Raw genomic sequence first — 24,966 nt, 5'->3', positions numbered from 1 at the left:
GGTGCTCTCCGCCATGTCACCCGTCCTCACCCGCACAAGGCTCACCACCACCCTCGCCGGCGTGGCCGCCATGGCGCTGCTCGCCGCGTGCGGCGGCGGCTCGTCCTCCGGCGGTTCGTCGGACAAGGTGCGCTTCGGCTACATCAACGACTTCAACGGCGCCAGCCTGATCGCCATCGCCGAGGCCAAGGGCCTGTGGAAGAAGCACGGGCTGTCGGCCGACGCCAAGGTCTTCACCAACGGGCCGCTCCAGATCCAGGCGCTGGGCACGGACAACCTCGACTTCGGCTACATAGGCCCCGGCGCGATGTGGCTTCCCGCCTCCGGCCAGGCCAAGGTCGTCGCCATCAACACCCTCGGCAACTCCGACCGGGTCCTCGCCCAGCCGGGCATCACCTCGATGCAGCAGCTCAAGGGCAAGACCGTCGCCGTGCCCGAGGGCACCTCCGGCGACATGATCCTCACCCTCGCCCTGGAGAAGGCCGGGATGACCAAGGACGACCTCAAGGTGGTCCCCATGGACCCGTCCACCATCGTCTCCGCCTTCTCCTCCCGGCAGGTCGACGGCGCCGGCTTCTGGTACCCGGCCGCGGCGACGATCAAGAAACAGGTTCCCGGCCTGGTCGAACTCGCCAAGAACACCGACTTCGAGCAGGACGTCTCCTTCCCCACCGCGTTCGTCGCGGGCAACAAGGTGGTGGCCGACCAGCCGGAGAAGACCAAGAAGGTCCTCGCCGTGCTGCGCGAGGCCATGGCGTTCCGCTCCGAGCACCCCGGCGAGGCGATCGAGCTGACCGCCGACAAGCTGAAGATCCCCGTCGACCAGGTGAAGGCGGACGCCGCCAACAACAAGGTGCTCGGCGTCGGGGAACTCGACAAGCTGACCGAGGACGGCACCGTCGTCAAATGGCTCAAGGGGATGAACGACTACTTCGTCGACGCGGGCAAACTCGACAAGCCCGTCGACCCCAAGACCTACTACACCGGCGACCTCTTCACGGGAGCGGGCAAGTGACGCAAGCGAGCCAGCCCGGCACCGGCACCGGCACCGGCACCGGCACCGGCCCCGGCACCCGGTCCGGCGCGTCCCGGAAGAACATCCTCTTCCTCATGACCGACCAGCACCGCACGGACACCCTCGGCGCCTACGGCAATCCGCTGGCACACACCCCGGCACTCGACGAACTGGCCGCCACGGGAACCCGCTTCGACCGCTGGTACACCCCCACCGCCATCTGCACCCCGGCCCGCGCCAGCCTCCTGACCGGCCAGGCACCCTTCCGGCACAAGCTCCTCGCCAACCACGAACGCAACGTCGGCTACCTCGAAGACCTGGCCGAGGACCAGTTCGCGTTCTCCCGGGCCCTGCGCGAACACGGCTACAACTGCGGGCTGTTCGGCAAGTGGCACGCCGGCAACCGGCGCACCGCGGCCGACTACGGCTTCGACGGACCCCAGCTGCCCGGCTGGCACAACCCCGTCGACCACCCCGACTACCTCGCCTACCTCGCCGAACGCGGACTCCCCCCGTACGAGATCAGCGACCGCGTGCGCGGCACCCTGCCCAACGGCGGCCCCGGCAACCTGCTGGCCGCCCGGCTGCACCAGCCGGTCGAGGCCACCTTCGAGTACTACCTGGCCACCCGCGCCATCGAGCAGCTGGAGCGGTACGCCGCCGACGCCCACGAGCACGGCCGGCCCTTCTTCCTGGCCCTGCACTTCTTCGGACCGCACCTGCCGTACATCCTCCCGGACGAGTACTTCGACCTGGTCGACCCCGCGGACGTGGAGCTGCCGCGGTCGGTGTCCGAGACCTTCGAGGGCAAACCGCCGGTCCAGCGCAACTACAGCGCGCACTGGACCTTCGACACCATGCCCATCGAGACCACCCGCAAGCTCATCGCCGTCTACTGGGGCTACGTCGCCCTCATCGACGCGCAGATCGGCCGGGTGACGGCGGCCATGGAGCGGCTCGGCCTCGCGGACGACACGGCGGTGTTCTTCACCTGCGACCACGGGGAGTTCACCGGCTCGCACCGGCTGCACGACAAGGGCCCCGCGATGTACGAGGACATCTACCGCACCCCCGGTCTGCTCCGGGTCCCGGGAGCGCCCGGCGGCCAGGTGCGCGACGAGTTCGTCAGCCTCCTCGACTGCACCGCCACCATCCTCGAACTGGCGGGCCTGGACCCCAAACCCGCCGTCGACTCGCGCAGCCTGCTGCCCCTCGTGCGGGGCGAGTCGGTCCAGTGGGACGAGGACATCGTCTGCGAGTTCCACGGCCACCACTTCCCCTACCCGCAGCGCATGCTGCGCGAGGACCGCTACAAACTCGTCGTCAACCCCGACTCCGTCAACGAGCTGTACGACCTGCACACCGACCCGGACGAACTGCAGAACGTCTACGCGCATCCGGAGCGGGCGGAGGTCCGCGGCCGCATGATGCGCCGGCTCTACGACGTCCTGCGCGAGCGCGGGGACAACTTCTACCACTGGATGACGTCGATGTACGACGTCGGCGAGGTGGGACACGACCCGACCCTGAGCGGACTCGACGAGTCCACGTACAAGGCGTAGCGGGCCCCGCCGCGCGAACGATTCGAGGAACGATGACCAGCACCCACCGCCCGTGCTGCGCCCCCGCGACCGCCCCCGTCACCGTGGCCGCCCCGTCCCCCGCGGAGCGGGGGGCCGCCGCCCGCCCGCGCTCGACGCGCGGTCAGGTGCGCCTGCCGGGCGGTGGGTTCGCCATGGGGGACGCCTTCGGGGAGGGGTATCCGGCCGACGGCGAGACACCCGTGCACACGGTGCGTCTGAGCCCCTTCCACATCGACGCGACCGCGGTCACGAACGCCCAGTTCGCCGCCTTCGTCAAGGCGACCGGCCACGTGACCGACGCCGAACGCTTCGGTTCCTCGGCGGTCTTCCACCTGGTGGTCGCCGCCCCGGACGCCGACGTCCTCGGCAACGCGGCCGGCGCTCCCTGGTGGATCAACGTACGGGGCGCCCACTGGCGCCGCCCCGAGGGCGCCCGCTCCGACATCACCGGACGGCAGAACCACCCCGTCGTCCACGTCTCCTGGAACGACGCCACCGCCTACGCGCGGTGGGCCGGCAAGCGGCTGCCCACCGAGGCCGAGTGGGAGTACGCCGCCCGCGGGGGACTGGCGGGCCGCCGCTACCCCTGGGGCGACGAGCTGACCCCGCACGGCCGGTGGCGCTGCAACATCTGGCAGGGCCGCTTCCCCCACGTCAACACGGCCGAGGACGGCCACCTCACCACCGCACCGGTCAAGTCCTACCGGCCCAACGGCCACGGTCTGTGGAACACCGCGGGCAACGTGTGGGAATGGTGCTCCGACTGGTTCTCGGCCTCCTACTACGCCGTCTCACCGGCCGTCGACCCGCACGGCCCCGAGACCGGGACGGCGCGGGTCCTGCGCGGCGGCTCCTACCTGTGCCACGACTCCTACTGCAACCGCTACCGGGTCGCCGCCCGCTCCTCCAACACCCCGGACTCCTCGTCGGGCAACCTCGGCTTCCGCTGCGCCAACGACGGGGACACCACCGGGTTCAGCGCCGGGTTCAGCGCTGGGTGAGGGTCTGGGGGTAGTCGGTGATGATGCCGTCGACGCCGAGGCCGGCCATGGTGCGGATGGCGCCGGGTTCGTCGACGGTCCAGACGTTGATGTCCATGCCGAGCTGGTGGACGCGGTCGACGAGGGGCTGGTCGGTGACGGTGTGCTGGGGGTTGATCTGGTCGGCCCACCGGCTGAGTCCGACGAGTTCGGCGTCGGTGGGGCGGTCGGCGTCGAGGATGCCGATGGGGATGTCGGGCTGGGCGGTGTGGAAGGTACGGGCGTCGTCGGTCTGGAACGACTGCACGGCCAGTTGCTTCCGGGCGAGGGCCGTGCGGACATAACCGGGCTTGCCGCGCAGGGTGTCCGCGAGGTCGGTGGCCACGGTGGTGCCGTACTGGCTGCACGGGCTGATCTCGGCGAGGAGCCCGGTGCGGGTGTGCTGGATGCGGCGGATGACGTCGTCGACGGAGATGATCCGCTCGCCGGCGTAGTCGTCGTGGAACCAGCTTCCGGCGTCGAGGCGGCGCAGTTCGTTCCAGGTGAAGTCGGAGACGCGGTAGCCGGGACGGTCGGGGTAGAGGTCTTCGATGTCGGTGGTGCGTTCCATGGTGCAGTCGTGGAAGTTGACGAGCTTGCCGTCCTTGGTGCGTTGGACGTCGATCTCGACGTGGTCGGCGCGTTGGCGGACGGCGAGGTCGATGGCGGCGGCGGTGTTCTCGGGTGCCATGCCCGAGGAGCCGCGGTGGGCGATGACGTCGGGGCCGGTCGCGGCGTGGGCGGTGGTCGAGGTCGCGGCCAGGGCCAGACCGCTGAGCACGGCCACGACCACACCGGCACGCCTCTTGCTCGCAAACTTCACTGGAGCCTCCCGCGTTTCGAATGACTTCCTGGAGGCTTCCGGACCGCGGTTACGGGAAGCCTGCCGCGGTCTGGCGGGACCGGGAGGCGCCGGTGGAGCGGGACGCCGAACCGGTCATCGCAGGCGCAAGGGGGCGATTGCGCGCAACCGCCCCCTTGCGCCCCGGGTGTTTCACCTGCCGAGGAGGCCCTGGGGGAGCAGCGACTGCGGAGAGGTGGCCGGATGCCCCACCTCCAGCGATCCGAGGAGACCGTTCAGCAGCGGACCGCCCGGAACACCGGCGGACGGACCGGGCTCGGGGGCCGCATCGGCGACGGGAGCGGAGACCAGCAGAGCGGTGGCCATGACGGAGACACAGGCGAGCTTCTTGATCATGTCCGTCCCAACGAACGGAGGCCGGGGCGGAAACGCCCGCCGCGGCCGGACTGGGCCAGTCGGGTTCACAAGGACGCCAACCGTGGTACCGGCGGCAGCGGAGCATGCTCGGGGGAGGCCCGGAACGCCTGGATCACCAGCGCCGCGAAGCGCCGGGAGGCCGCCACACGGGCGGCCGTCGACAGGGCGTGGATGCCCCGGTTGGCCATGATCATGAGAATCAGGTCGTCCAGGACGAAGTCGGGGCGCAGACCGTCGGCTCCCTTGGCCCGGCGGGCCAGCTCACCCACGGCCTTCAGCGAGTACGCGCGGGCGGCGGCGAAGTCCATCGCGTCCGGATAGGCCGCCATGAACGCCTCGGTGAAACCCAGGTGCCGCGCGTGCAGCTCACAGGTCTTCTCGACGACGAGGCAGAAGCCGGCCCAGGGATCGGGGTGGGCCAGTCCCTCGTCCACGATCGTCCGGCAGGCGCGCAACTGGTCCCTGAAGGCCTCGGTGACCAGCTCCTGTTTGGTCGGGAAACGCCGGTAGAGCGTGGCGGGCCCGACGCCGGCCCTCCGGGCGACCTCCCGCATCGGGACCCGCAGCCCCTCGGCGGCGAACAGCGCGCGGGCCGCGTCGAGGATGCGCTCGCGGTTGTCCTGGGCGTCGGCGCGCAGGGTGTGAGACAGATGACCGGTCACCACTCTCACTTTAGGCGAAGCGGACGGGGGCGTCCGTTAGCGTCCCAGGAGGTCGGCCCCGGATCGCCGGGGCGAACACGGCGGCACGGCTTGGGCGAGCGAGGAGCGGCAGATGAAGGCAGTGGTGATCCGGACGTTCGGCGGGCCCGAGGGGCTGGAGGTCGTCGACCTGCCGGTCCCCGTGCCCGCCGCGGGACAGGTGCTGGTCGCGACGGAGGCGATCGGGGTCAGCGGCGCCGACGTCGCCATTCGCAGCGGTGCGCTCGCCTCCTACGGATTCCAGGAGGGCCATGTCCCCGGCGGCGAGGTGGCGGGCACCGTGACCGCGGTCGGCGAGGGCGTCGACGCCTCCTGGACCGGCCGGCGCGTATGGGCGCAGACCGGGGTGGGCGGAGGCTGCGCCGAGCAGGCGACCGCCCCGGTCCACGACATCCTCCCGCTCCCCGCCGGGTTGTCCGCGGTGAACGCGGTGACGCTCGGCAGCGCCGGAGTGGTGGCGCACTTCGCACTCGCCCACGCGCACTTCGCCGCCGGGGAGAACGTGCTGGTGCGGGGCGCGGCCGGCAGCATCGGCATCATGGCGGTCCAGCTCGCGGCGCGTGGCGGTGCCGGGGCGGTGGCGGTCACGACCTCTTCGCCAGCGCGTGGCGAGCGGCTGCGCGCGCTCGGCGCGACCCACGTCCTGGACCGCTCCGGCGAGGGCGGCCCGGACGCCCCCGGGGACTTCGACGTCATCGTGGACATCGTCGCGGGAGCCGAGCTGCCCTCCTTCTTCAGCAGGCTCGCGCCGAACGGCAGGATGGTGGTCGTCGGCGCCGTGGCGGGGCAGCCGCCCGCGGACTTCGGCACGCGGCTGATGGCGTCCTTCCAGAAGTCGATGTCGTTCGCCACCTTCAGCGCCGCCACCGTCCCGGAAGCCGACCTGCGAGCCGTGCGGGCCGAGCAGTTCGCCGCCGCGGGCCGGGGAGAGTTCGAAACCGTCGTCCACGAGGTGCTGACCTTGGACCAGGCGGCCTCGGCGCACCGGAAGATGGACGCGGGCGAGGTCTTCGGACGCATCGTGCTGACCCCGTAGGCCCCGGCCCGTGCGGCATCCGGCGGCCACAGCCGTCCCGAGCGGCGCCCGGCCACTGGCTCAGTCCGCTCCGCGGGGCCAGACGAACACCTCGGTGCCCGGCCGGCGCCCGGAGAAGACGCCCGGCGGCGAGGCATCCCGCAGCAGCCTGCGGAGATCCGCCTCGAAGCCGGCGAGCCGGTCGCCGAACAGGTGCGGGGCCGAGAACGACATGGAGAACACCCCGGCGACGACGTCGTCCCACGTGCGTACCATCGCCTGCCCGCCGGGCACGACGTGGCGGTACGGGCCGGCGAACCCGGCCCGGGCCAGTACCGCGTGCTCACCCGAGGGCGTCCCGCGCGGCAGCAGCCCCCGGCCCGCCCGGCGGACCGGTCCCGGATACCGCCGGACGAGCCCGTCGATCGCCGCCCGGGGCACCGGCGGGTGCGGCAGCCCGTCGACGCTCCGCTTCTCTCCCTTGAGGTCCGAGATGTGCACCAGCGCGCCGCCCGGCCGCAGCATGCCCCGCACGGTCGCGGCCACCAGCTCGCGGTCCATCCAGTGGAACGACTGGGCGAGCGTTGCGACCGTGAAGTCACCGAGCCCCGCCGGGAGTTCCTCCGCCCGGGCCCGCACCCACCGCACCCTGCCCGGCACGTCCAGCTCGGCGGCGCCCCGGGCGGCCTCCGCGAGCATCCCCGCGTCCGGATCCACCCCGACCACCTCGTCGAAGAGGCCGGCCAGCGGCAGGGCGACCGTCCCCGGCCCGCACCCCAGGTCGAGCAGCCGGCCCCGCCCGTCCAGGTCCAGCACCCCGGCGAGCAGGTCCGCCAGGCCAGGCGCGTACGGGAGCCGGCCCCGCCGGTAGAAGGCCGCGGTACCGGAGAACAGCGTCTCGTCCCATTCCCGGCCGATCTCCATGCCGCACGCCACCCCCTGTCAGTGCCCGCCGACACAATGGACGGCATGAAACCCTTGATTCTCGCCGACGTCGAGCACGCCGTCCGCAGCAGTTGGAGTGCCGAGACCGCAACACCCGAGTTCCGGGCGCAGTGGACCGAGGACAATCCCGCCCGGGACCAGTGCGGCGTGACCGCCATGGTGCTCAACGACCTGCTGGGGGGCGAACTGATCCGCGCAGAGGTGCACGTCGACGGCGAGCGGGTCGACTACCACTGGTGGAACCGGCTGGGCATGGGCCTGGAGATCGACCTCACCCGGGAGCAGTTCGGTCCGCACGAGACGGTCGTCGGCGGCACCGTCGTCCCCCGGCCGCCCGAGATACGCCGACTGCGTGCGGAGTACGAACTGCTGCGCCGGCGTGTCCTGGAGCGGCTGGAGCAGCAGCGGGCCGCCCCGTGACCGACGGACCGGCGCTGCGGCGGCCGGACGCCCCAGCGCGCGCCCGGTGGTGAGGGGCCCGCGGCCTACGACGACTGGCGCACCACCAGCTCCGTCGGCAGCGTGAGCTGCTGCCGGGGCGCTCCGTGCTGGGTGATGCCGGTGAGGATGCGGGCCATGGTCCGGCCCAGCTCCTCCACCGGCTGACGCACCGTCGTCAGCGGCGGGTCGGTGTGGCGGGCGAGGACCGAGTCCTCGAAACCGACGACGGCGACGTCCTTGGGCACCTGCCGCTTCTGCCGGCGCAGTTCGGCCAGGGCACCGACCGCCATGAGGTCGGAGGCGGCGAAGACGGCGTCCAGATCGGGGGCGCGTTCAAGAAGCAAACGCATGGCGTTCGCGCCGCCCTCCTCGGTGAAGTCGCCCGCCTCGACGAGCAGTTCGCTCGCGGGCACTCCGGCCTCCCGGTGCGCGGCGTGCCATCCGGCGAGCCTGCTGCGGCCGACGTCCATGTCCAGCGGCCCGGTGATGGTGGCGACCCGGCGCCGTCCGCCGCCCAGCAGGTGCCGCACCGCGGCCGCGGCCCCGCCCGCGTTGTCGGAGTTGACGTAGCTCAGCCGCTCGCCCGCGTCGCGGCGGCCGGCCAGCACCGTGGGCAGGCCCATCTCCTCCAGCATGCCCGGCAGCCGGTCCTCGGAGTGCACGGAGACCAGCAGCACGCCGTCCACCCGCCGGGTCGCGACCGACTCGGTCAACTGGTCCCGCTCGGCCTGGTCGCGGACGAGCATCAGCTGCAACTGGGTACGGCTTTCGGCCAGGGCGCCGCTGACCCCGCGGATCAGCGCGGCGAAGAACGGCTCCGAGCCGAGCCGGCTCTCCGACTCCGGGATCACCAGGGCCACGGCGTTGGTACGGTTGGTGACCAGTCCGCGGGCGACCGAGTTGGGAACGTAGTTCAGTTCTTTGATCGCCGCAAGCACCCTCTCCCGGGCATCGGCGCTGACCAGCTCCGAGCCGTTGACGACCCGGGAGACCGTGGTGCGGCCCACGCCGGCGCGGGCGGCGACCGTTTTGATCGTTGGACGGCGGTTGCCGGTCATGTACTCCCCCCTCGGCGGCCGCGGCGGCGGTGCCTACCGCGGAGGTGACCTGCGGCAATTCTTGCAGACACCGGAGCCGGCGGAGCACCCCCGGGGCTGCGCGGGGCGAACGCGGGGCACGGACGGCCGCGACAAGTTGCTTTCAAGTTATTGACAGACCGGTCCCGTTCCCACGAGTCTTCGATGCGCCGGTGGGAACGTGCCCACCGAATTGGGAACGTTCCCAACTCATGTTCGAGCCGCTGTCTTTCATCGCTGTAGCCGCTGTAGCCATCGCAGTAGTCATCGCAGAACTCGTCACTCCGATGTGTCAGCGCCGTCGCTAGGAGGAGATCCATGGGCACTCTCGGTTCATTGCGCAGAAGGGCGATGGCGACGGCCGCCGCCGTCGGCGCGCTGGCGCTGGTCGTCGGCTGCGGCGGCAGCGACGACTCGGCCACCGGCGGTGGCAAGAAGGACGGCAAGGTCACCATCACCATGGGCATGTACGGGGTGATGGGCATCAAGGAGACCGGCCTTCTCGAGCAGTACGAGAAGGAGAACCCCAATGTCGACATCAAGGCCGAGATCGCCGGTGACGAGCAGACGTACTACACGGCCCTGCAGACCAGGCTCGCCGCGGGCAAGGGCCTGAAGGACATCCAGGGCATCGAGATCGGCCGGGCCAAGGAGATCACCGAGACCCAGGCGGACAAGTTCGCGGACTTCTCCGACGTGCCGGGCACCGACCACTTCCTGCCCTGGAAGGAGTCCCAGATCAGTACCAAGGACGGCAAGGTGCTGGGCCTGGGCACCGACATCGGCCCGATGGCCGTCTGCTACCGCAAGGACTACTTCGAGAAGGCCGGCCTGCCCACCGACCGCGAAGAGGTCGCCAAGCTGTGGGCGGGCGACTGGAAGAAGTACGTCGAGGTCGGCCGGGACTTCAAGAAGGGCTTCAAGGGCGGCGACGTGGCCTACATGGACGCGGCCAGCGGCCTGTTCAACGCCATGGTCTACGGCTACCCCCAGCAGTACTACGACGAGAGCGGCGAGCTGATCTACGACACCAACCCCGCCGTCAAGGAGGCGTGGAACCTCTCCGCCGACGCGGCCGAGGACGGGCTGACCGCCAAGCTCCGCCAGTTCCAGCCCGGCTGGGACCCGGGTCTGGCCAACGGCACCTTCGCCACCGCGGTCTGCCCGGCGTGGATGCTCAGCCACATCAGCGAGAAGGCCGGTGACGCCAACAAGGGCAAGTGGGACGTGGCCAAGGCCCCCAAGGGCGCCAACTGGGGCGGCTCCTTCCTCGGCGTGGTCGAGCAGAGCCCGGTGAAGGAGGAGGCCAAGAAGCTGGTCGCGTGGCTGACCGCGCCCGAGCAGCAGGCCCACATCTTCAAGGAGATCGGCAACATCCCCTCCTCCCGCACGGCGCTGGACAGCCCCGACGTGAAGAACGCCAAGAGCGAGTACTTCAGCGGCGCCCCGATCGGCCAGATCTTCGGCGCCGCCGCCCAGGAGATCCCGGACAAGCAGGTTCTCGGCCGCAAGGACGGCACGATCAAGGACACCTTCTCCCAGGGCCTGGCCCTGATCGAGCAGGGCGACGCCACGCGTGACGAGGCGTGGAGCACCACCGGGGAGCGCATCGAGAAGGCGGTCGGCTGACTCTCCGCCCCCGAGGCCGACCGGGCCCGCCCGCGTCCAGGAACAGGTCCTGGCCGGCGGGCCCGGCGCCAGGCCCACACATCCGCTCTCAGGAAGGAAGTCCGGTGGCCACCTCCACCACCAAGGCCCTGACCGGGGACGAGCCTCCGCGTCCAACCCCCCGGACGGGCGGCGAGAGCACCGCCCGGCGGCGCGGCGCGCTCTGGCACCGGCTCGACATCAAGGGCGCCCCGTACGCGTTCGTCGCGCCGTTCTTCATCGTCTTCGCCGCGTTCAGCTTCTACCCCCTGATCTACACCTCGTGGATCTCCCTGCACGACGTGGAGCTGGCCACCCTCGATGTCATGGAGTGGGTGGCGTTCGACAACTACGTCGAGCTGTGGGGCGACTCCCGGTTCTGGAACGCGCTGCAGAACACCATCACCATCGGCGTCATCTCCACGGTGCCGCAGCTGATGATGGCGCTCGGCATGGCCCACCTGCTCAACTACCGGATGCGCGCCTCGCTGTTCTTCCGGGTCGCCTCCCTGGTCCCCTACGCCACCTCGGTCGCCGCGGCCGCCCTCGTCTTCACCATGATCTTCGAGCGCGACTTCGGCATGATCAACTGGGCGCTCGGCTCGGTCGGGATCGACCCGGTGGACTGGGAGGCCGACAAGTGGCCCGCCCAGGTCGCGATCTCCACCATCGTCATCTGGCGCTGGACCGGCTACAACGCGCTGCTCTACCTGGCCGCGATGCAGGCCATCCCCGCCGACCGGTACGAGGCGGCCTCCCTCGACGGCGCCTCCCGCTGGCAGCAGTTCATCCACGTCACCGTCCCCGGCATCCGCTCCACCATCGTCTTCACCATCGTGCTCTCCACGATCGGCGCCACCCAGCTCTTCGGCGAGCCGCTGATCTTCGGCCAGGGACCCAACGGGGTCACCGGTGGCGCGGACAACCAGTACCAGACGCTGGGCCTGCTGCTGTACGAGGAGGGCTGGAAGAACTACCAGATGGGCCGCTCCGCGACCGTCGCCTGGGCGATGTTCATGCTGCTGGTCCTCGTCTTCGTCGTGCAGCGCGTCGTCAAACGCCTGCGCTCCCGCACGTCCTGACCTGGAGTCGTCATGACCACCCAAAGTCTCCCGGCCCGGACCGACGCCCCGGCCCGGACCCCCGCCGTGAAGGCCGGCGGCCGCGGCGGCCGCCGGCTGCTGCGCCAGCGCGCCGGCCGCCAGCACCACGCCGGCCCGCTCGCCTACGTACTGCTCGCCATCATGGCGATCCTGTCCATCTTCCCGCTGTACTGGACGATGGTGGCCGCGTCCACCGACAACACCCGGGTCAGCCAGACGCCGCCGCCGTTCCTGCCCGGCCCGAACCTGTTCAGCAACCTCGCCCGGGCCTGGGACGAGGCGGCGATGGGCAAGGCCATGATCAACAGCCTGATCGTGGCCGGGGTGATCGCCCTGTCCACGGTGCTGTTCGCCACCCTCGCCGGGTTCGCCTTCGCCAAGCTGCGGTTCAAGGGCCGCAACGCCCTGCTCATGCTGGTGATCGGCACCATGATGGTGCCGCCCCAGCTCGCCGTCGTACCGCTGTTCATGATGATGGCGGACCTCGGCTGGTCGCAGCAGCTGCCCGCCGTCATCTTCCCGACGCTGGTGAGCGCGGTCGGCGTGTTCTTCATGCGGCAGTACCTGACGGAGGCACTGCCGGACGAACTCGTCGAGGCCGGACGGGTGGACGGCGCGCACTCGCTCAGGATCTTCTGGAGCATCGTGCTGCCCATCGCGCGGCCGGCCATGGCCGTCCTGTTCATGATCACGTTCGTGCACGCCTGGAACGACTTCTTCTGGCCGTTCGTGGTCCTCGACATGACCAACCCGACGGTTCCCGTCGCGCTCACCCAGCTCAGCGCGGGCTACGTCCGCGACCAGTCGCTCATCATGGCCGGCGCGCTGCTCGGCACGCTGCCGCTGCTGGCGATGTTCGTCGTCTTCGGCCGGCAGATCGTCAGCGGCATCATGGCGGGCGCCGTCAAGGGCTGACCCGCCGCCCCGTCGTCCCGCCGCACCGTCGCCCAGCCGCCCCGAGCACCCCCACCCGAAAGGACTTACGTGGTCACCCGAGCACACCAGACCGCCCCCGCCCCGGACGCCGCCCGCACCTTCCCCAAGGGCTTCCTCTGGGGCTCGGCGACCGCCTCCTACCAGATCGAGGGGGCCGCGGCGGAGGACGGCCGCACGCCGTCCATCTGGGACACCTACGCCCGCACCCCCGGCCGGGTCCGCAACGGCGACACCGGTGACGTCGCCACCGACCACTACCACCGCCGGAGCGAGGACGTCGCCCTCATGGCCGAACTCGGCCTGGGCGCCTACCGCTTCTCCCTCGCCTGGCCCCGGATCCAGCCCACCGGCCGCGGCCCGGCCGTGCAGAAGGGCCTGGACTTCTACCGGCGCCTGGTGGACGAGCTGCTGGACAAGGGCATCCAGCCCGTCGCCACCCTCTACCACTGGGACCTGCCCCAGGAGCTGGAGGACGCCGGCGGCTGGCCCGAGCGCGCCACCGCCGAGCGCTTCGCCGAGTACGCGGCCCTGGCCGCCGACGCGCTCGGCGACCGGGTGAAGACCTGGACCACCCTGAACGAGCCCTGGTGCAGCGCCTTCCTCGGCTACGGCTCCGGTGTGCACGCCCCGGGCCGTACCGACCCGGTCGCCGCCCTGCGCGCCGCCCACCACCTCAACCTGGGGCACGGCCTGGCCGTCCAGGCGCTGCGCGAGCGGATCCGTGCGGACGCCCAGGTGTCCGTCACCCTCAACGTCCACCACGTCCGCCCGCTCACCGCGAGCGACGGCGACGCCGACGCGGTGCGCCGGATCGACGCCCTGGCCAACCGGGTCTTCACCGGCCCGATGCTGAACGGCGCCTACCCGGAGGACCTGCTGAAGGACACCGCCGCGCTGACCGACTGGTCCTTCGTCCAGGACGGCGACCTGCGCCGGGCCCACCAGCCGCTGGACTTCCTCGGCGTGAACTACTACACGCCCACCGTGGTCTCCGAGACCGACGGCAGCGGCACCCACACCTCCGACGGACACGGCAACAGCTCCCACAGCCCCTGGCCGGGAGCCGACCGGGTCGCCTTCCACCAGCCGCCCGGCGACACCACCGCCATGGGCTGGGCGGTCGACCCGAGCGGCCTGTACGACCTGCTGCGCCGGCTGGCCGCCGACTTCCCGGGGCTGCCGCTGGTCATCACCGAGAACGGCGCCGCCTTCGACGACTACGCCGACCCCGCCGGGCGGGTCGAGGACCCGGCCCGGATCGCCTACGTGCGCGACCACCTGGCCGCCGTCCACCAGGCCATCCTGGACGGCGCGGACGTGCGGGGCTACTTCCTGTGGTCCCTGCTGGACAACTTCGAGTGGGCGCACGGCTACAGCAAGCGCTTCGGCGCCGTCTACGTCGACTACCCGACCGGCACCCGCATCCCCAAGGCGAGCGCCCGCTGGTACTCCGAGGTCGCCCGCACCGGCGTACTCCCCGGCGCCTGAGCACGGACCGCCCCCGTCCCCCGCCGCGCCGACGGGGGACGGGGGCGGTCCGGTGCCGCCGGTTCAGTCGAGCGGGGCGAGCGTGAGCCGCGCCTCGGCCGGGTTGCCGTCGTGTACCAGCGACTCGTGGTTGCCGACGTCGTCGAAGGCGAACGCGTACGCCTTCCCGTCCGCCATGCGCTCGTGGATGATCCGGGCGTAGTGGTTGGTCACGGAGTCCCGGTAGAAGTCCGCCGCCGAGGGATCGGGCTGGTTGGGGTTGCTCAGCAGCGTCGAGCGGTTGAAGCCGGCGCACAGGGTGCGCGAGATCGGCCCGCGCACCTGGTCGTTCGGCGCGTCCAGGAGCCGGTGGCAGCCGAAGACGCTGGAGGCGTCGGGCTTCTGGAAGCTGGTGACGACCGCGCCGGAGGTGTCGGTGAAGTTCATGACGTTGCCCGAGACGCGCCCGGAGAACTTGGTGTCCGGCCGGTCGCCGAAGGGCGTGACGGTGAGCGTGGTCGTCGCGTACTTCTGCCAGACCCGGTTGATGTAGTCGTCCATGACGGACGCGGGCAGCGCCCCGGTCTCCACCCCGTACAGCGGCGCCAGCGCCCGCAGCACGGTGCCGTCGGGGCGGGTCTGGATCAGTCCGCCCCAGCCCGGCTGGGCCCGCAGTGCGTCGAACACCCCGCGGTAGCCACCGGCCTTGAGCTGGCCGGCGCTGCTCACGCTGCCGTCGGCGCGCTGCACGCCGACCGTGTAGGGCGCGGAGAACATGTCGACCTGGGTGCTGTTCAGCCACAGACCGCCGTCGTTGAGCGTGTACTCGGACCAGTTGAAGAGGATGTTGCGGTTGGGGTCGCTCGGGTTCTGGACGGCGGGCTGGACCAGGCCGCCGGTGGTCAGCCGGAAGTCCAGCTTCTGGCCGTAGGAGAAGTAGATGCGGCCCGACAGCTTCGGGATCCGGATGGTCTTGGTCTGCCCGGCGGCCGGTCCGGCGATGGACGCGTCCGGTGCGGGGGTGGGGGGATTGCCGCCGGCGGGCCAGGCGTGGAAGGTGCCGTTCTCGTCCGCCCAGCCCTGCTGACCGGTCGTCAGCGAGGTGCCCAGGTTGTAGATGTGGACGGCGTCGCCGCGGGCGGAGTTGTTGGTGATCTTCAGGGGGATGGTCGCGGGCACCGCGGCGTCCGCGGGCGGTGCGGTGCCGAACGAGAGCAGGGCACCGGTCAGGCCCGCGGCCGCGGCCAGGGCGAGCAGACGGAGTCTGAGTCGGGAGAGCACTCTCCACCTCCGTGCGGGTGTGGGGGAATTGGTCCGTACCGATTCTGAGAGCGCTCTCAGCGTTGCGCCGGGGCGCGTCCATGTCAATGCATGGGGAGCAACCCGGCTCGCCCGTTCCGTCCCGGGGACCGCGGACGGGCACCGGTCGTGGCGACCGGTGCCCGCACCGGCTACCCGGCGAGCGCCGACTCCGGGCTGCCGTCGCGGTTCGGCGGCACCGGCGCGGCACCCTCGCTCTCCGCGGAGCGGTGCGAGCGGACGCCGATCATGCCGAAGGCGGTCAGTGCCGCGGCGACGGCCGCCGCCACCCCGCAGACGAGGAACGCGGTGCCGAAGCCGTTGCCCAGCGCGTCCAGGGCCAGCCCGTGTGCCGCGGAGCCCGGGGCCCCGGGCGGCAGGCTGTTGACGGCGATGGGCCCTCCGGCCTCGGCGACCGCGTGGGCGGCGGCCGCCTGGCCGGCCGGCAGATCCGCGCCGGACAGGCTCGCCGTGAAGTCCGACCCCGCGTTGCTCAGGGCGACCGCGCCGACCACGACCGGCCCGAGGGCGAAGCCCAGGTCGCGCAGCATGTTGGTGGTGGCGCTGGCCATGCCCGCCAGGTGCCGGGGCACGCTGTTCAGCGCCACGGCCGTCACCGAGCTGACCGTCAGGGCGAAGCCGACGCCGATCAGCAGGGCGGGTGCCACGAAGGGGCCGAGGTGCGGGTCGGTGACCTCCAGCCGGGTGCACAGCAGGCAGCCGATCGCCATCAGGACGAAGCCCGAGGTGAGCAGCCAGGACGCGGCGACCCGGTGCAGCAGCCGGGAGACGACGGGGATGAGCAGGAAGGCCGGCCCCTGGAGGAGCAGGAAGGGGATCGCGACCCGGAGCGGGTCCTGGTGCTGCACCGGCCCCAGCCACATGCTCGTCGCGAAGCAGGCGCCGAGGAAGGCGAGCATGCCGATGACCGCGACGACGGACGAGACGGTGAAGGCCCGGTTGCGGAACAGCTTCAGGTCGAAGATCGGGGCCGCGGCACCCAGTTCCACCAGCACGAACGCGGCGAGGAAGCACGCGCCCAGGGCGAAGGCGAGCATGACGGGCAGGGTGGTCCAGCCGGACTCTGGCCCCTCGACCGCGCCGTACAGCACCAGGACGAGACCCACGGCGAACGTGATCTGCCCGGGCACGTCGAAGCTGCGGCCCTCGGGAGCCTTGGACTCGGTGGCCAGCGCGAGGGTGAGCACCGCGCTGACCAGGGCGAGCCCGACCAGCACCCAGAACGAGCCGCGCCACGAACCGACCTTGGCGAACATGCCGCCGAGCAGGGGCGATACGGCGGCGCCGGCGGACAGGAAGCCGCTCCAGACCGCGACCGCGTGCGCCCGTTCGCGCATCGTGCGGGTGACGGAGGTGATCGCGGTGAGCGAGCCGGGGAACATGGCGCCGGCGCCCAGCCCGTTGAGCGCGGCGCCGACCCACAGCACCTGGACGGTGGGCGCGAGCGCGGCCACGGTACTGCCCACGGCGACCAGGACCGTACCGGCCACGACGAGCCTGCGCCGCCCGAAGAGGTCGCCGAGGACGCCGAAGGTGAACTCGAAGCAGACCACGGCGATCATGAACGCGGCGGTGATCCAGGTGAGCTGGGAACCGTGGGTGTGGAGGTCCTCCTGGAGCAGTCCGTTCAGCGAGGCGGGCAGTGCGTTCGCGACCTGGGCCACGAAGACCGCGGCGCAGGCGGCAGCCAGTGTTCCCGCGTAGCCCGGTGTCCGGGCGGCCCCCGCGGTTGGGCCCTGGGACGTCGTCGTCCCGTTGTTGAGCGTCATTGCTGATCTCCCTGGCTGGGGAAAGACGGGTGTCCCTGGAAGCGGGAGGACCCGAAGCGTGGAAGGGCTCGGCTCTGCGTGCGCGGTGGGGGAGAGGGGCACGACGCGAGTCGGGCGTGATGCCGTGGAGAATGGCATTCGCTTTACGTCGCGTCAAGGGTATGTACAGGCAGTTCTGTCCGGAGTCGGTCTGTATGCTCGATGTGCGCGGCACGTTAGGATCCGGGCATGGCGAACCTTCGTGAGGCACAGAAGCGCATGACACGCCGTCTGCTGCTGGAGTCAGGACTGGAGACCTTCAAGACGAAGGGCTACGCCGCCACCACGGTCGACGACATCGCGACCGCGGCGGGCACCACGCGGGTGACCTTCTACGCGTACTTCCCCTCCCGCAGCGACCTGATGAAAGCCCTCATCGACGAGCAGCTCAACGAAGCGCTGCAACGGGTCCGCTCCCCCGAACACGGCTCCACGGCACAGGACCTTGTGGCCACCGTCGCCGAGGGGACACCGGAGGCGATCACGGCATGGCTGCGACGGACCGCCGAGATCTGGCCGGCCATCCGGCCCATCATCCGCATCGGCCGCGACGCCTCGGTGGTCGATCCGGAACTTCCCGACCTGGTCGAGCGATGGCTGGAGGAGGCCATCAGCGACATCGAGGACGGGCTGGAGGCAGCCGGACGCCTCGAACCGCACCAGCGGCACTTCCGGGGCGTCCTCGCCATGGCCGAGCTGGACTACGTCGCCCAGCACTGGGACCGCGCCGACTGGAAGCTCAGCCGTGACCAGATGATCGGCGAACTCGCCGCCAGCTGGGTGCGGCTGCTGCACTGACCCCGCGGCGGGCGCGGGACGTCAGGCGGGCGCGGGACGTCAGGCGGGCGCGGGACGTCAGGCGGGCGCGGCCGCCTCGAACAGGAGGGCGCGCAGCCACTCGACGAAGTGCCGGTCGCCCAGCCGGGGATTCCAGACCATGTCGATCCCGAGCCCCGGAAGCGGGAACGGGAACTCCTCGATCCGCAGCTCGGTGAGCGCCTGCATGGCGAGGGCGACCCGGTGCCGGAGCAGGGCGACACCGCCCGCGCGTGCGACCAGGAAGGGCACGAGCAGGAAGTCGGAGCTCAACTGGCCGACGCGGTAGGGGATGCCCTTCTCCTCCAGCAGCGCGTACGGGAAGACACGGCGCTCCGTGTCGACGACGACGTGCGGCTGCGTGGTCAGCAGGTCGAGCGCGCTCGCTTCCGGCGGTGTGTCCGGCGCGGCCGCCACCACACAGCGGTCGTTGTAGAGCCGCTCGCGGGGATACGGCGAGAAGTGCCCCTCCGAGATCAGCGCGACGTCGACGCCCTGCTCGGTGAAGGTGGCCTCGGTCGGCACCGTGAACGTACGCAGCCGCAGCGTGGCGTGCGGAGCGCGCCGGGCGACGAGCCGCGTCAGCCGGGGGCCCACGACGAACGCGGTGCTGGTGGTCATGGCGACCGTGACGAGCCGCTGGTCCGTGGCGGGGTCGAAGGACGGGAAGTTCACCACCCGTGCCGTCTGCCGCAGCGCGCTGCGCAGCGGTCCCAGCAGCTCCAGCGCGCGCGGGGTGAGCGTGGACCCCGCCCGGTGGGGGACGAGGAGGTCGTCCCCCAGCAGCCGCCGCATCCGCGTCAGTGCGTGGCTCATCGCGGGCTGCGACAGGCCGACCCGCTGCGCGGCCCGGGTCACCGAACGCTCCTCCAGGAGCGCGAGGAGGGGCACCAGCAGGTTGAGATTGACCGACGCCAGCCGGTCCAGGTCCGTACCCGTGCTGCCGTCCGCCTCCGTGCCCATGCGGCGAACCCTACGTCGCCGGCCGCGCCGTCCGGCGCAGCCGGGGGACCGGGATCCGGTAGTCGAGCGCCGCCACGTCACCGCTGCCGTCCGGGCACGGCCAGCGCATCAGCGCCGGTCCGCCGCCCGGCCCGCCGTCGAGGTACTCCGGCTCGCCGGCCACCGGGAAGTGACCCACCGCCTTGAGGGTCACCCCGAACTGCTCCGTCCAGAAGTACGGCTGGAGCCGCAGCGGCGGCACCTCGGCGCCGCGTACGAGCGCCCGGGCGGCGACCTTCGCCTGCTCGATCGCGCTGCTCCACAACGGGACCCGGCGGGGTCCGCGCGCGGTGGGCAGCGCCGCCAGGTCGCCCGCCGCCGCCACGTCGGGCCGCGCGAGCCCACGCGCGTCGACGGGCACGGCGCCCCTGGTCACGAGCCCCGTGCCCGAGAGCCACTGCGTGTTGGGCACGTCGCCGACGGCGGTGACGGTCAGCTCCGCCTCCAGGACGGGCCCCTCGCCGAGGGCGACCCGGACACCACCGTCCCCCCGTTCGAGGCGCGCCGCCGTGGTCTTGACGAGGGTGAGACCCCGGTCGAGCGCGGCCGCGCGGAAGACCCCGGCGAGATGCGCACCGAGCTGGAGGGCCATCGGCGCGCCCTGCGAGACGAGGGTGACCCGGCAGCCGACGGCCAGGCACCCGGACGCGATCTCCATGCCGAGCGGACCGCCGCCCACGACGACGACCGACGGGTTCGCCGCCAGCCGCTCGCGCAGGACCAGCGCGTCGTCGAGCCCGCGCAGGGTCAGCTCCTCGGGCAGGTCGGACAGCCGTCGCGCCCGGGAACCCGTGGCCAGCACGAGCCGGTCGTAGGGCAGGACCGTGCCGTCGTCGAGGCTGACGAGCCGGCGCTCGGGATCGAGTCCGGTGGCGCGCACCCCGAGCAGTTCGCTCGCCCCGTGACCGGCCGGCGGGAGTTCGTGCGACGCCGTGTCCTCGCCGTCGAGCAGCAGTGCCTTCGACAGGGCCGGGCGGCTGTAGGCGGGGTGGCGTTCGTCGCCGACGACGGTCAGTTCGCCGTCGAAGCCGGCCTCGCGCAGTGTGTCGGCCGCGGTGAGCCCCGCGATGCCGTTGCCCACGACGACGATCCGGCGGGGCCTGCCGGCACTCACGCGACCCTCAGCGCGGCGACCGGGCACACCCGGGCGGCGGCGTTCGCCAGGGCAGCGTCGGCCCCGTCGACCTCCTCGCGGTCCAGGACGAGTTCACCCTCGTCGTCGAGGTGCATGAGCTGCGGGGCGGCCTCCTCGCACAGGCCGTGGCCCTCGCAGCGGGGGCGGTCGAGAACGATCCTCATACGGAGGTCACCTCCAGGACGGGGAGCACCTCGATGCTCCGGGTGGTGTTGCCGGGGACGCGGGTCTCGGGGCCGACGACGATGCGCCCGACGCGCCGGGACAGAGCCGCGATCACGGCGTGCGCCTCCAGTCGGGCGAGCCCCTGGCCCGCGCAGCCGTGCGGCCCGTAACCGAACGAGAGGTGGTCGACCGGGTTGCGTGCCACGAGGAAGGCGTCCGGGTTCTCGTAGTGCCGCGGGTCGCGGTTCCCGGCGCCGAACAGGACGGCGATCTGCGCGCCGGCGGGGACGACCGTCCCTTCGATCACGGTGTCCCTGGTGGCGCGCCGGCCCCAGGCGTTGACCGGCGGCCAGAACCGCAGCACCTCGTTGAACGCGGCCGGCACCAGCGACGGGTCGGCGCGCACCAGGTCCAGCTGGTCGGGGTGGGCCGCGAAGAGGGCGACGATGTTGCCGATCGCCGCCACGGTGGTGTCGACACCGGCGCCGAGGTACTGGTGGATGATGTGGCCGGCCGCGCCCGGTTCGACGGCGCCCCGTGCCTCGGCGTCGAAGATGCCGCGGCCCACGGACCCTTCGGCCAGATCCTCGGCCCGGACCTGGGAACACCACGCGTAGAGCTCCCCGGCGACCGGGAAGTTCTCGGCCGTGCGCCGGTTCATGGGACCGAGGACCTGCATGGCGGCCTGTCCCCAGCGCAGCATGTTGTCGCGCGCGTGGCCGGTGAAGCCGATCAGGTCCGCGACGACCTCCAGCGGGAAGGCGCGGGCGAGGGCGTCGACGGCGTCGAAGGAACCCCTCTCGACCAGTTCGGCGACGAGGGCGTCGGCCTTCGCCTCGATACGGGGTTTGAGGCCGCGCAACGCGCGCGGTGAGAGGTTCTCGGTGAGCGCGGCACGCAGCCGGGTGTGCACCGGCGGATCGGACGCCAGTGAGGTACCCGCGAGCGCCTCGTTGGCCGACGGATTGAATGCGATCGAGTCCGAGGAGTACGACTCCCAGTCCGCGAGGGCGTCACGGACGACGTCGTACCGCGTGAGCGCGTAGACGCCGTTGGCGGGGAGATGGACTACGGGGCCGCGTTCTCGCAGCTCGGCGTAGACGGGATAGGGGTCGAGGACCACCTCGTCGGCGAACAGGTCGACGCCGGAGGTGGGCGGGGTGGTGGTCATGGCCCTCAGTGAAAGGGCCGCTCTTCACATCGAGCAAGTGAATGATTCGCATGCCCGCACATGCATGGCGTGCATGTGAGCGCGCGGGCTCCCGTGTCCGCACGGGGCCGCGGTGCTCACCGGAGCGGCGCTCGCGCAACCCTCGGTGCATTGTTTTTTCGTGGTGTTCGTTTCATTGACGTCATGTAAACCGAATCGCTACGGTGACCGAAGCCACAGGGTGCGGTGCAGCACCCCACCGGACACGTGAGGGCAGGCATGAGCGTCAAGAGCAACACCGTGAACACCGTCCTGGGACCGGTGCCGGCCGAGGAGCTGGGGGTCGTCTCGGTCCACGAGGCGCTGCTGTCGGTGGTGCCGGGCGCCGAGTACGCCTTCGACATCACCATCGACCGGGCCGAGATCTTCGAGACCCTCGCCGCGAAGCTGACGGACTTCCGCGCGCACGGCGGCGGCACCGTGGTCGACAGCACCGGCATGTTCCACGGCCGCGACGTCCGGATGTACGAGACCCTCTCGCGCACCACCGGCGTCCACATCGTCGCCTCGACCGGGCAGGGCCCGGAGGAACTGCTCGGCGGATACTTCCTCACCCCGCAGACCAACCCGCCGACGCCCTGGCCCGCCGACCGGTTCGCCGACCTCTTCACCAAGGAGGTCACCGAGGGCATGGTCGTCCCGCGGGTGGAGCGCCGGGGCCCGGCGGGCCTGGTCGCCACCGCCGCAACCCGCAGCGGCATGACCGCGACCGACGAGAGCCTGTTCCGCGGTGCGGCCCGCACCGCCCTGGCCACCGGCGTCGCGGTCTCCGTCCGTCACGGCGCCGACGCCCTCCACGACCTCGACGCCGTCCTGGACGAGAAGCTCCCGGCCGACCGCGTCGCCGTCGGCGGCCTCGACCGCCAGGACGCCGTCGCCGCGGACGCGGCCCGCGAGGTCGCCCGGCGCGGCGCCTACGCCGTGCTCGACCACATCGGCGTGGAGGACGACGGCCACGTCACCGACGCCGAGCGCGCCGCCCTGGTCGCCGACCTGGTACAGGCCGGCCACGGCGACCGGATCCTGCTCTCCGGCAGCGCGACCGGGGTCGCCAAGGGCCACCCGGGCAACGACCTGCCGTACAGCCACCTGCTGACCGCCTTCGTCCCGCTCCTGAAGGCCCACGGCCTCGGCGACGAGGACACCCGGCGGATCCTCGTGGACAACCCGCGCGACCTGCTGTCGGTGCGCTGAGCGCACCGGCCCGGACGACCCTCAAGTCTCTTTTCCCCGAAGTCTCCAAAGGTGAGTGTTGTGTCGAGAGTGAACACGGTCCTGGGGCCGGTCCCCGCCGAGGAACTGGGGCTCGTGGCCGTCCACGAGCACATCGGTTACGGCATGCCCGGCTCCGAGCTGGACACCAAGTGGTGGAAGTCCCCGGAGCAGCGGTACGAGGAGACCGTCCCGAAGCTGCGCCGCTTCCACGAGTACGGCGGCGGCACGTTCGTCGACGCGACCGGCATCTGCAACGGCCGCGACGTCGACTACTACAAGTCGCTGTCCGCGAAGACCGGCGTCCACATCGTCGCCTGCACCGGATTCGTCGGCGGCGACACCGCCCTGCCGCACTTCGCGGGCGCCGACGTGGACTACCTGATGCGGCAGTTCGTCCACGAGATCACCGTCGGCATCGGCGCCACCGGCGGCCTCGCCGGGGTCATCAAGGTCGGGGTGAGCCGCGGCGGCCGGATGACGGACCTGGACAAGCGCATCTACCGGGCCGCGGCCCGCGCCGCGCTCGCCACCGGCGTCCCGATCCTCACCCACCTCGCGATCGACGCCGAGAACGCGATCGCGATCTTCGAGGAGGAGGGACTGCCCCTGGACCGCGTGCTGTTCGGGCACGTGGACGACGGCGTCAACGCCGACAAGACGCGCGACGTGTGGATCGCGGAGCAGGGCGGCCGCATCGGCTTCGACACCTTCGGCTACGAGACCGAACTGCCCGACCCGCCGTTCTGGGCCCGGCCCCGCCAGGAACGCCTCGACCACTTCCTGCGGTTCGTCGACGGCGGACGCCGGATCAAGCAGGTCCTCGCCTCCGCCGACGCGAACTGCAGCCCGCTCGGCTGGCCGGGCGTCAAGGGCCACACCGTCAACTACATCTTCGAGGACCTCATCCCGGACCTCCGCGCCGCGGGCTTCGACGACGCCGCCGTCAAGACGGTCTTCGTCGACAACCCCGCCGAGTTCCTCACCGTTCAGAAGTAGAGAGAGAACCACCATGCAGTCCTCGGACCTGAAGAAACTGAAGATCGCCGTAGTGGGCGCGGGATACGGCGGCGCGGCGGCGGCCAAGGCGCTGAGCCTGCTCGGCGCGGACGTCGCCGTCTACGAGCAGGCGGCCCGGATCCGCGAGGTCGGTGCCGGGATCGGGCTGCGCCCGTCCACCGTGAACAGGTTCCGTGAGTGGGGGATCTTCGACGCGGTCGCGAAGGTCAGCTCGCCGAGCGAGTACTTCGAGATCCTCACCGCGACCGGTGAGCCGATCATGAAGGAGGCCTGGCCGGCCGACGGGGAGCAGGCCCACACCCATCTGATCCACCGGGGCGACTTCATCGAGGCGCTGCTGGGCGTGCTGCCCGAGGGCATGGTGCGCCTCGGCCACCGGCTGGAGACCATCCACGACGACGGCGACCGCCCGGTGCTCACCTTCGCGGGCGGTGAGCGCGTCGAGGCCGACCTCGTCGTCGGCGCCGACGGCATCAAGTCGGTGGTCCGGGGGGAGCTGTTCAGCGACAAGGAGCCGGTGTTCTCCGGCGAGCACGCCTACCGCGCGGTCATCCCCGCCGACGACGCCCACGGCATGGTCACCGACGACAACCTGCGGATGTACGTCGGCAAGGGCACCAAGGTCTACCTGCTGCCGCTGCGCCACCGGGGCCAGGTGTCCTTCGACATCACCGCACTGTGCGCGGACAGCACGTGGAACCCGCAGAACACCAAGGACGACATGCTGGCCACGGTGGAGGGATTCGACGAGCGCATCGTCGCCATCACCCGCGACCTGGACATGGACCTGGTGAACATCCGCGCGGTCTACGACATCGATCCGATCGACACCTGGCACTCGGACTCGGTCGTCCTGGTGGGCGACGCGGCCCACTCGATGCTGCACCACCAGGGGCAGGGCGCCAACTCCGCGATCGAGGACGCCGGAGCGCTCGCCGACGCGCTGCGCGCCGCGGACACGGTGCCCGAGGCGCTGGCCCGCTACCAGGCCGTCCGCAAGCCGGTGACCGACAAGCTCCAGGCCATCTCCCGCCAGGGCTGGTCCGCCGAGGAGATCGAGTCGGTCTTCCCCGGCCAGAAGCCCGCCGCCGCCGCACCCCAGGAGTGACGA

The 24,966-nt window shown here is 71.6% G+C and carries 24 protein-coding genes; 13 read left to right on the top strand and 11 right to left on the bottom strand.

Features of this window, described 5'->3' with window-relative positions; all coding sequences use genetic code 11:
• Positions 1-13 precede the first annotated feature (13 nt).
• The 3 genes from K7854_RS16515 to K7854_RS16505 all read left to right on the top strand — a co-directional run bounded on the left by K7854_RS16515 (position 14) and on the right by K7854_RS16505 (position 3,599).
• Positions 14-1,015, top strand: a complete 1,002-nt coding sequence (locus tag K7854_RS16515; protein ID WP_226027270.1) for an aliphatic sulfonate ABC transporter substrate-binding protein — start codon at positions 14-16, stop codon at positions 1,013-1,015.
• 83 nt (positions 1,016-1,098) lie between these two features.
• Positions 1,099-2,577, top strand: a complete 1,479-nt coding sequence (locus tag K7854_RS16510) for a sulfatase family protein (RefSeq protein WP_308112540.1) — start codon at positions 1,099-1,101, stop codon at positions 2,575-2,577.
• Between the two features lie 32 nt (positions 2,578-2,609).
• Complete coding sequence (locus K7854_RS16505) at positions 2,610-3,599, top strand: formylglycine-generating enzyme family protein (RefSeq protein ID WP_226027268.1); 990 nt, start codon at positions 2,610-2,612, stop codon at positions 3,597-3,599.
• On the opposite strand, the gene K7854_RS16500 is transcribed toward K7854_RS16505, so the two are convergent.
• The 3 genes from K7854_RS16500 to K7854_RS16490 form a co-directional block, all read right to left on the bottom strand.
• The gene (locus tag K7854_RS16500) at positions 3,586-4,440 is read right to left on the bottom strand and encodes a glycerophosphodiester phosphodiesterase (protein ID WP_226027267.1); all 855 of its coding nucleotides are present in this window, start codon (positions 4,438-4,440) and stop codon (positions 3,586-3,588) included. The two genes, K7854_RS16505 and K7854_RS16500, sit on opposite strands and share 14 nt — an antisense overlap.
• 171 nt (positions 4,441-4,611) lie before the next feature.
• The gene (locus K7854_RS16495; protein ID WP_226027266.1) at positions 4,612-4,815 is read right to left on the bottom strand and encodes a hypothetical protein; all 204 of its coding nucleotides are present in this window, start codon (positions 4,813-4,815) and stop codon (positions 4,612-4,614) included.
• 65 nt (positions 4,816-4,880) lie between these two features.
• Positions 4,881-5,498, bottom strand: coding sequence for a TetR/AcrR family transcriptional regulator (locus K7854_RS16490; protein WP_372481038.1), 618 nt, complete (start codon positions 5,496-5,498; stop codon positions 4,881-4,883).
• Between the two features lie 112 nt (positions 5,499-5,610).
• Here K7854_RS16490 and K7854_RS16485 point away from each other — a divergent pair, with 112 nt between their 5' ends.
• The gene (locus K7854_RS16485; RefSeq protein ID WP_226027264.1) at positions 5,611-6,573 is read left to right on the top strand and encodes a zinc-binding dehydrogenase; all 963 of its coding nucleotides are present in this window, start codon (positions 5,611-5,613) and stop codon (positions 6,571-6,573) included.
• A gap of 60 nt (positions 6,574-6,633) precedes the next feature.
• On the opposite strand, the gene K7854_RS16480 is transcribed toward K7854_RS16485, so the two are convergent.
• Complete coding sequence (locus K7854_RS16480) at positions 6,634-7,476, bottom strand: class I SAM-dependent methyltransferase (protein ID WP_226027263.1); 843 nt, start codon at positions 7,474-7,476, stop codon at positions 6,634-6,636.
• A 45-nt stretch (positions 7,477-7,521) separates the two neighbouring features.
• Here K7854_RS16480 and K7854_RS16475 point away from each other — a divergent pair, with 45 nt between their 5' ends.
• Positions 7,522-7,917 (top strand): YunG family protein, encoded by a 396-nt coding sequence (locus K7854_RS16475; RefSeq protein ID WP_226027262.1) that lies wholly within the window; start codon positions 7,522-7,524, stop codon positions 7,915-7,917.
• A gap of 65 nt (positions 7,918-7,982) precedes the next feature.
• Here K7854_RS16475 and K7854_RS16470 read toward each other — a convergent pair whose 3' ends face one another.
• Positions 7,983-8,996, bottom strand: coding sequence for a LacI family DNA-binding transcriptional regulator (locus K7854_RS16470; protein ID WP_226027261.1), 1,014 nt, complete (start codon positions 8,994-8,996; stop codon positions 7,983-7,985).
• Positions 8,997-9,332: 336 nt separating this feature from the next.
• Here K7854_RS16470 and K7854_RS16465 point away from each other — a divergent pair, with 336 nt between their 5' ends.
• From K7854_RS16465 to K7854_RS16450, 4 genes are all read left to right on the top strand, one after another.
• On the top strand, positions 9,333-10,643 hold the full coding sequence (locus tag K7854_RS16465; RefSeq protein ID WP_226027260.1) for an ABC transporter substrate-binding protein: 1,311 nt from the start codon (positions 9,333-9,335) through the stop codon (positions 10,641-10,643).
• A gap of 104 nt (positions 10,644-10,747) precedes the next feature.
• Positions 10,748-11,743 carry a carbohydrate ABC transporter permease gene (locus K7854_RS16460; protein ID WP_226027259.1) on the top strand — a complete coding sequence of 332 codons (996 nt, stop codon included), beginning with the start codon at positions 10,748-10,750 and terminating at the stop codon, positions 11,741-11,743.
• Between the two features lie 12 nt (positions 11,744-11,755).
• Positions 11,756-12,679, top strand: a complete 924-nt coding sequence (locus tag K7854_RS16455; RefSeq protein ID WP_226027258.1) for a carbohydrate ABC transporter permease — start codon at positions 11,756-11,758, stop codon at positions 12,677-12,679.
• 69 nt (positions 12,680-12,748) lie between these two features.
• The gene (locus K7854_RS16450) at positions 12,749-14,188 is read left to right on the top strand and encodes a GH1 family beta-glucosidase (RefSeq protein ID WP_226027257.1); all 1,440 of its coding nucleotides are present in this window, start codon (positions 12,749-12,751) and stop codon (positions 14,186-14,188) included.
• Between the two features lie 63 nt (positions 14,189-14,251).
• Here K7854_RS16450 and K7854_RS16445 read toward each other — a convergent pair whose 3' ends face one another.
• Positions 14,252-15,448: a glycoside hydrolase family 64 protein gene (locus tag K7854_RS16445; RefSeq protein WP_226027256.1), complete on the bottom strand. Its 1,197-nt coding sequence runs from the start codon at positions 15,446-15,448 to the stop codon at positions 14,252-14,254.
• 170 nt (positions 15,449-15,618) lie between these two features.
• Positions 15,619-17,256, bottom strand: a complete 1,638-nt coding sequence (locus tag K7854_RS16440; protein ID WP_226027255.1) for an MFS transporter — start codon at positions 17,254-17,256, stop codon at positions 15,619-15,621.
• Positions 17,257-17,484: 228 nt separating this feature from the next.
• On the opposite strand from K7854_RS16440, the gene K7854_RS16435 reads away from it, so the two are divergent.
• Positions 17,485-18,093 (top strand): TetR/AcrR family transcriptional regulator, encoded by a 609-nt coding sequence (locus K7854_RS16435; RefSeq protein ID WP_226027254.1) that lies wholly within the window; start codon positions 17,485-17,487, stop codon positions 18,091-18,093.
• A 57-nt stretch (positions 18,094-18,150) separates the two neighbouring features.
• Here K7854_RS16435 and K7854_RS16430 read toward each other — a convergent pair whose 3' ends face one another.
• The 4 genes from K7854_RS16430 to K7854_RS16415 are packed head-to-tail and all read right to left on the bottom strand — an operon-like array spanning position 18,151 to position 21,584.
• The gene (locus tag K7854_RS16430; RefSeq protein WP_226027253.1) at positions 18,151-19,074 is read right to left on the bottom strand and encodes a LysR family transcriptional regulator; all 924 of its coding nucleotides are present in this window, start codon (positions 19,072-19,074) and stop codon (positions 18,151-18,153) included.
• Between the two features lie 10 nt (positions 19,075-19,084).
• Complete coding sequence (locus tag K7854_RS16425; RefSeq protein ID WP_226027252.1) at positions 19,085-20,227, bottom strand: NAD(P)/FAD-dependent oxidoreductase; 1,143 nt, start codon at positions 20,225-20,227, stop codon at positions 19,085-19,087.
• On the bottom strand, positions 20,224-20,412 hold the full coding sequence (locus K7854_RS16420; protein WP_040908015.1) for a ferredoxin: 189 nt from the start codon (positions 20,410-20,412) through the stop codon (positions 20,224-20,226). The genes K7854_RS16425 and K7854_RS16420 overlap by 4 nt, the downstream gene beginning before the upstream one ends.
• Positions 20,409-21,584, bottom strand: a complete 1,176-nt coding sequence (locus K7854_RS16415; RefSeq protein ID WP_226027251.1) for a cytochrome P450 — start codon at positions 21,582-21,584, stop codon at positions 20,409-20,411. Before K7854_RS16415 ends, K7854_RS16420 begins: the two co-directional genes overlap by 4 nt.
• A 258-nt stretch (positions 21,585-21,842) precedes the next feature.
• On the opposite strand from K7854_RS16415, the gene K7854_RS16410 reads away from it, so the two are divergent.
• Genes K7854_RS16410 through K7854_RS16400 form a run of 3 tightly spaced genes read left to right on the top strand, consistent with a single transcriptional unit; the run spans position 21,843 to position 24,963 of the window.
• Positions 21,843-22,817 carry a phosphotriesterase family protein gene (locus tag K7854_RS16410; RefSeq protein ID WP_226027250.1) on the top strand — a complete coding sequence of 325 codons (975 nt, stop codon included), beginning with the start codon at positions 21,843-21,845 and terminating at the stop codon, positions 22,815-22,817.
• A 60-nt stretch (positions 22,818-22,877) separates the two neighbouring features.
• A complete protein-coding gene (locus K7854_RS16405; protein WP_226027249.1) occupies positions 22,878-23,834 on the top strand; it encodes a phosphotriesterase family protein in 957 nt (318 codons plus the stop codon).
• Between the two features lie 13 nt (positions 23,835-23,847).
• Entirely contained in the window at positions 23,848-24,963 is a 1,116-nt protein-coding gene (locus K7854_RS16400) for an FAD-dependent oxidoreductase (protein WP_226027248.1), read from the top strand.
• Positions 24,964-24,966 lie beyond the last annotated feature (3 nt).

Origin of the sequence: Streptomyces hyderabadensis, assembly GCF_020404845.1 — a bacterium.
GTDB lineage: Bacteria > Actinomycetota > Actinomycetes > Streptomycetales > Streptomycetaceae > Streptomyces > Streptomyces hyderabadensis.
Note: the sequence above shows the minus strand (reverse complement) of the source record. Positions and strands in the feature narration are given on the sequence as shown.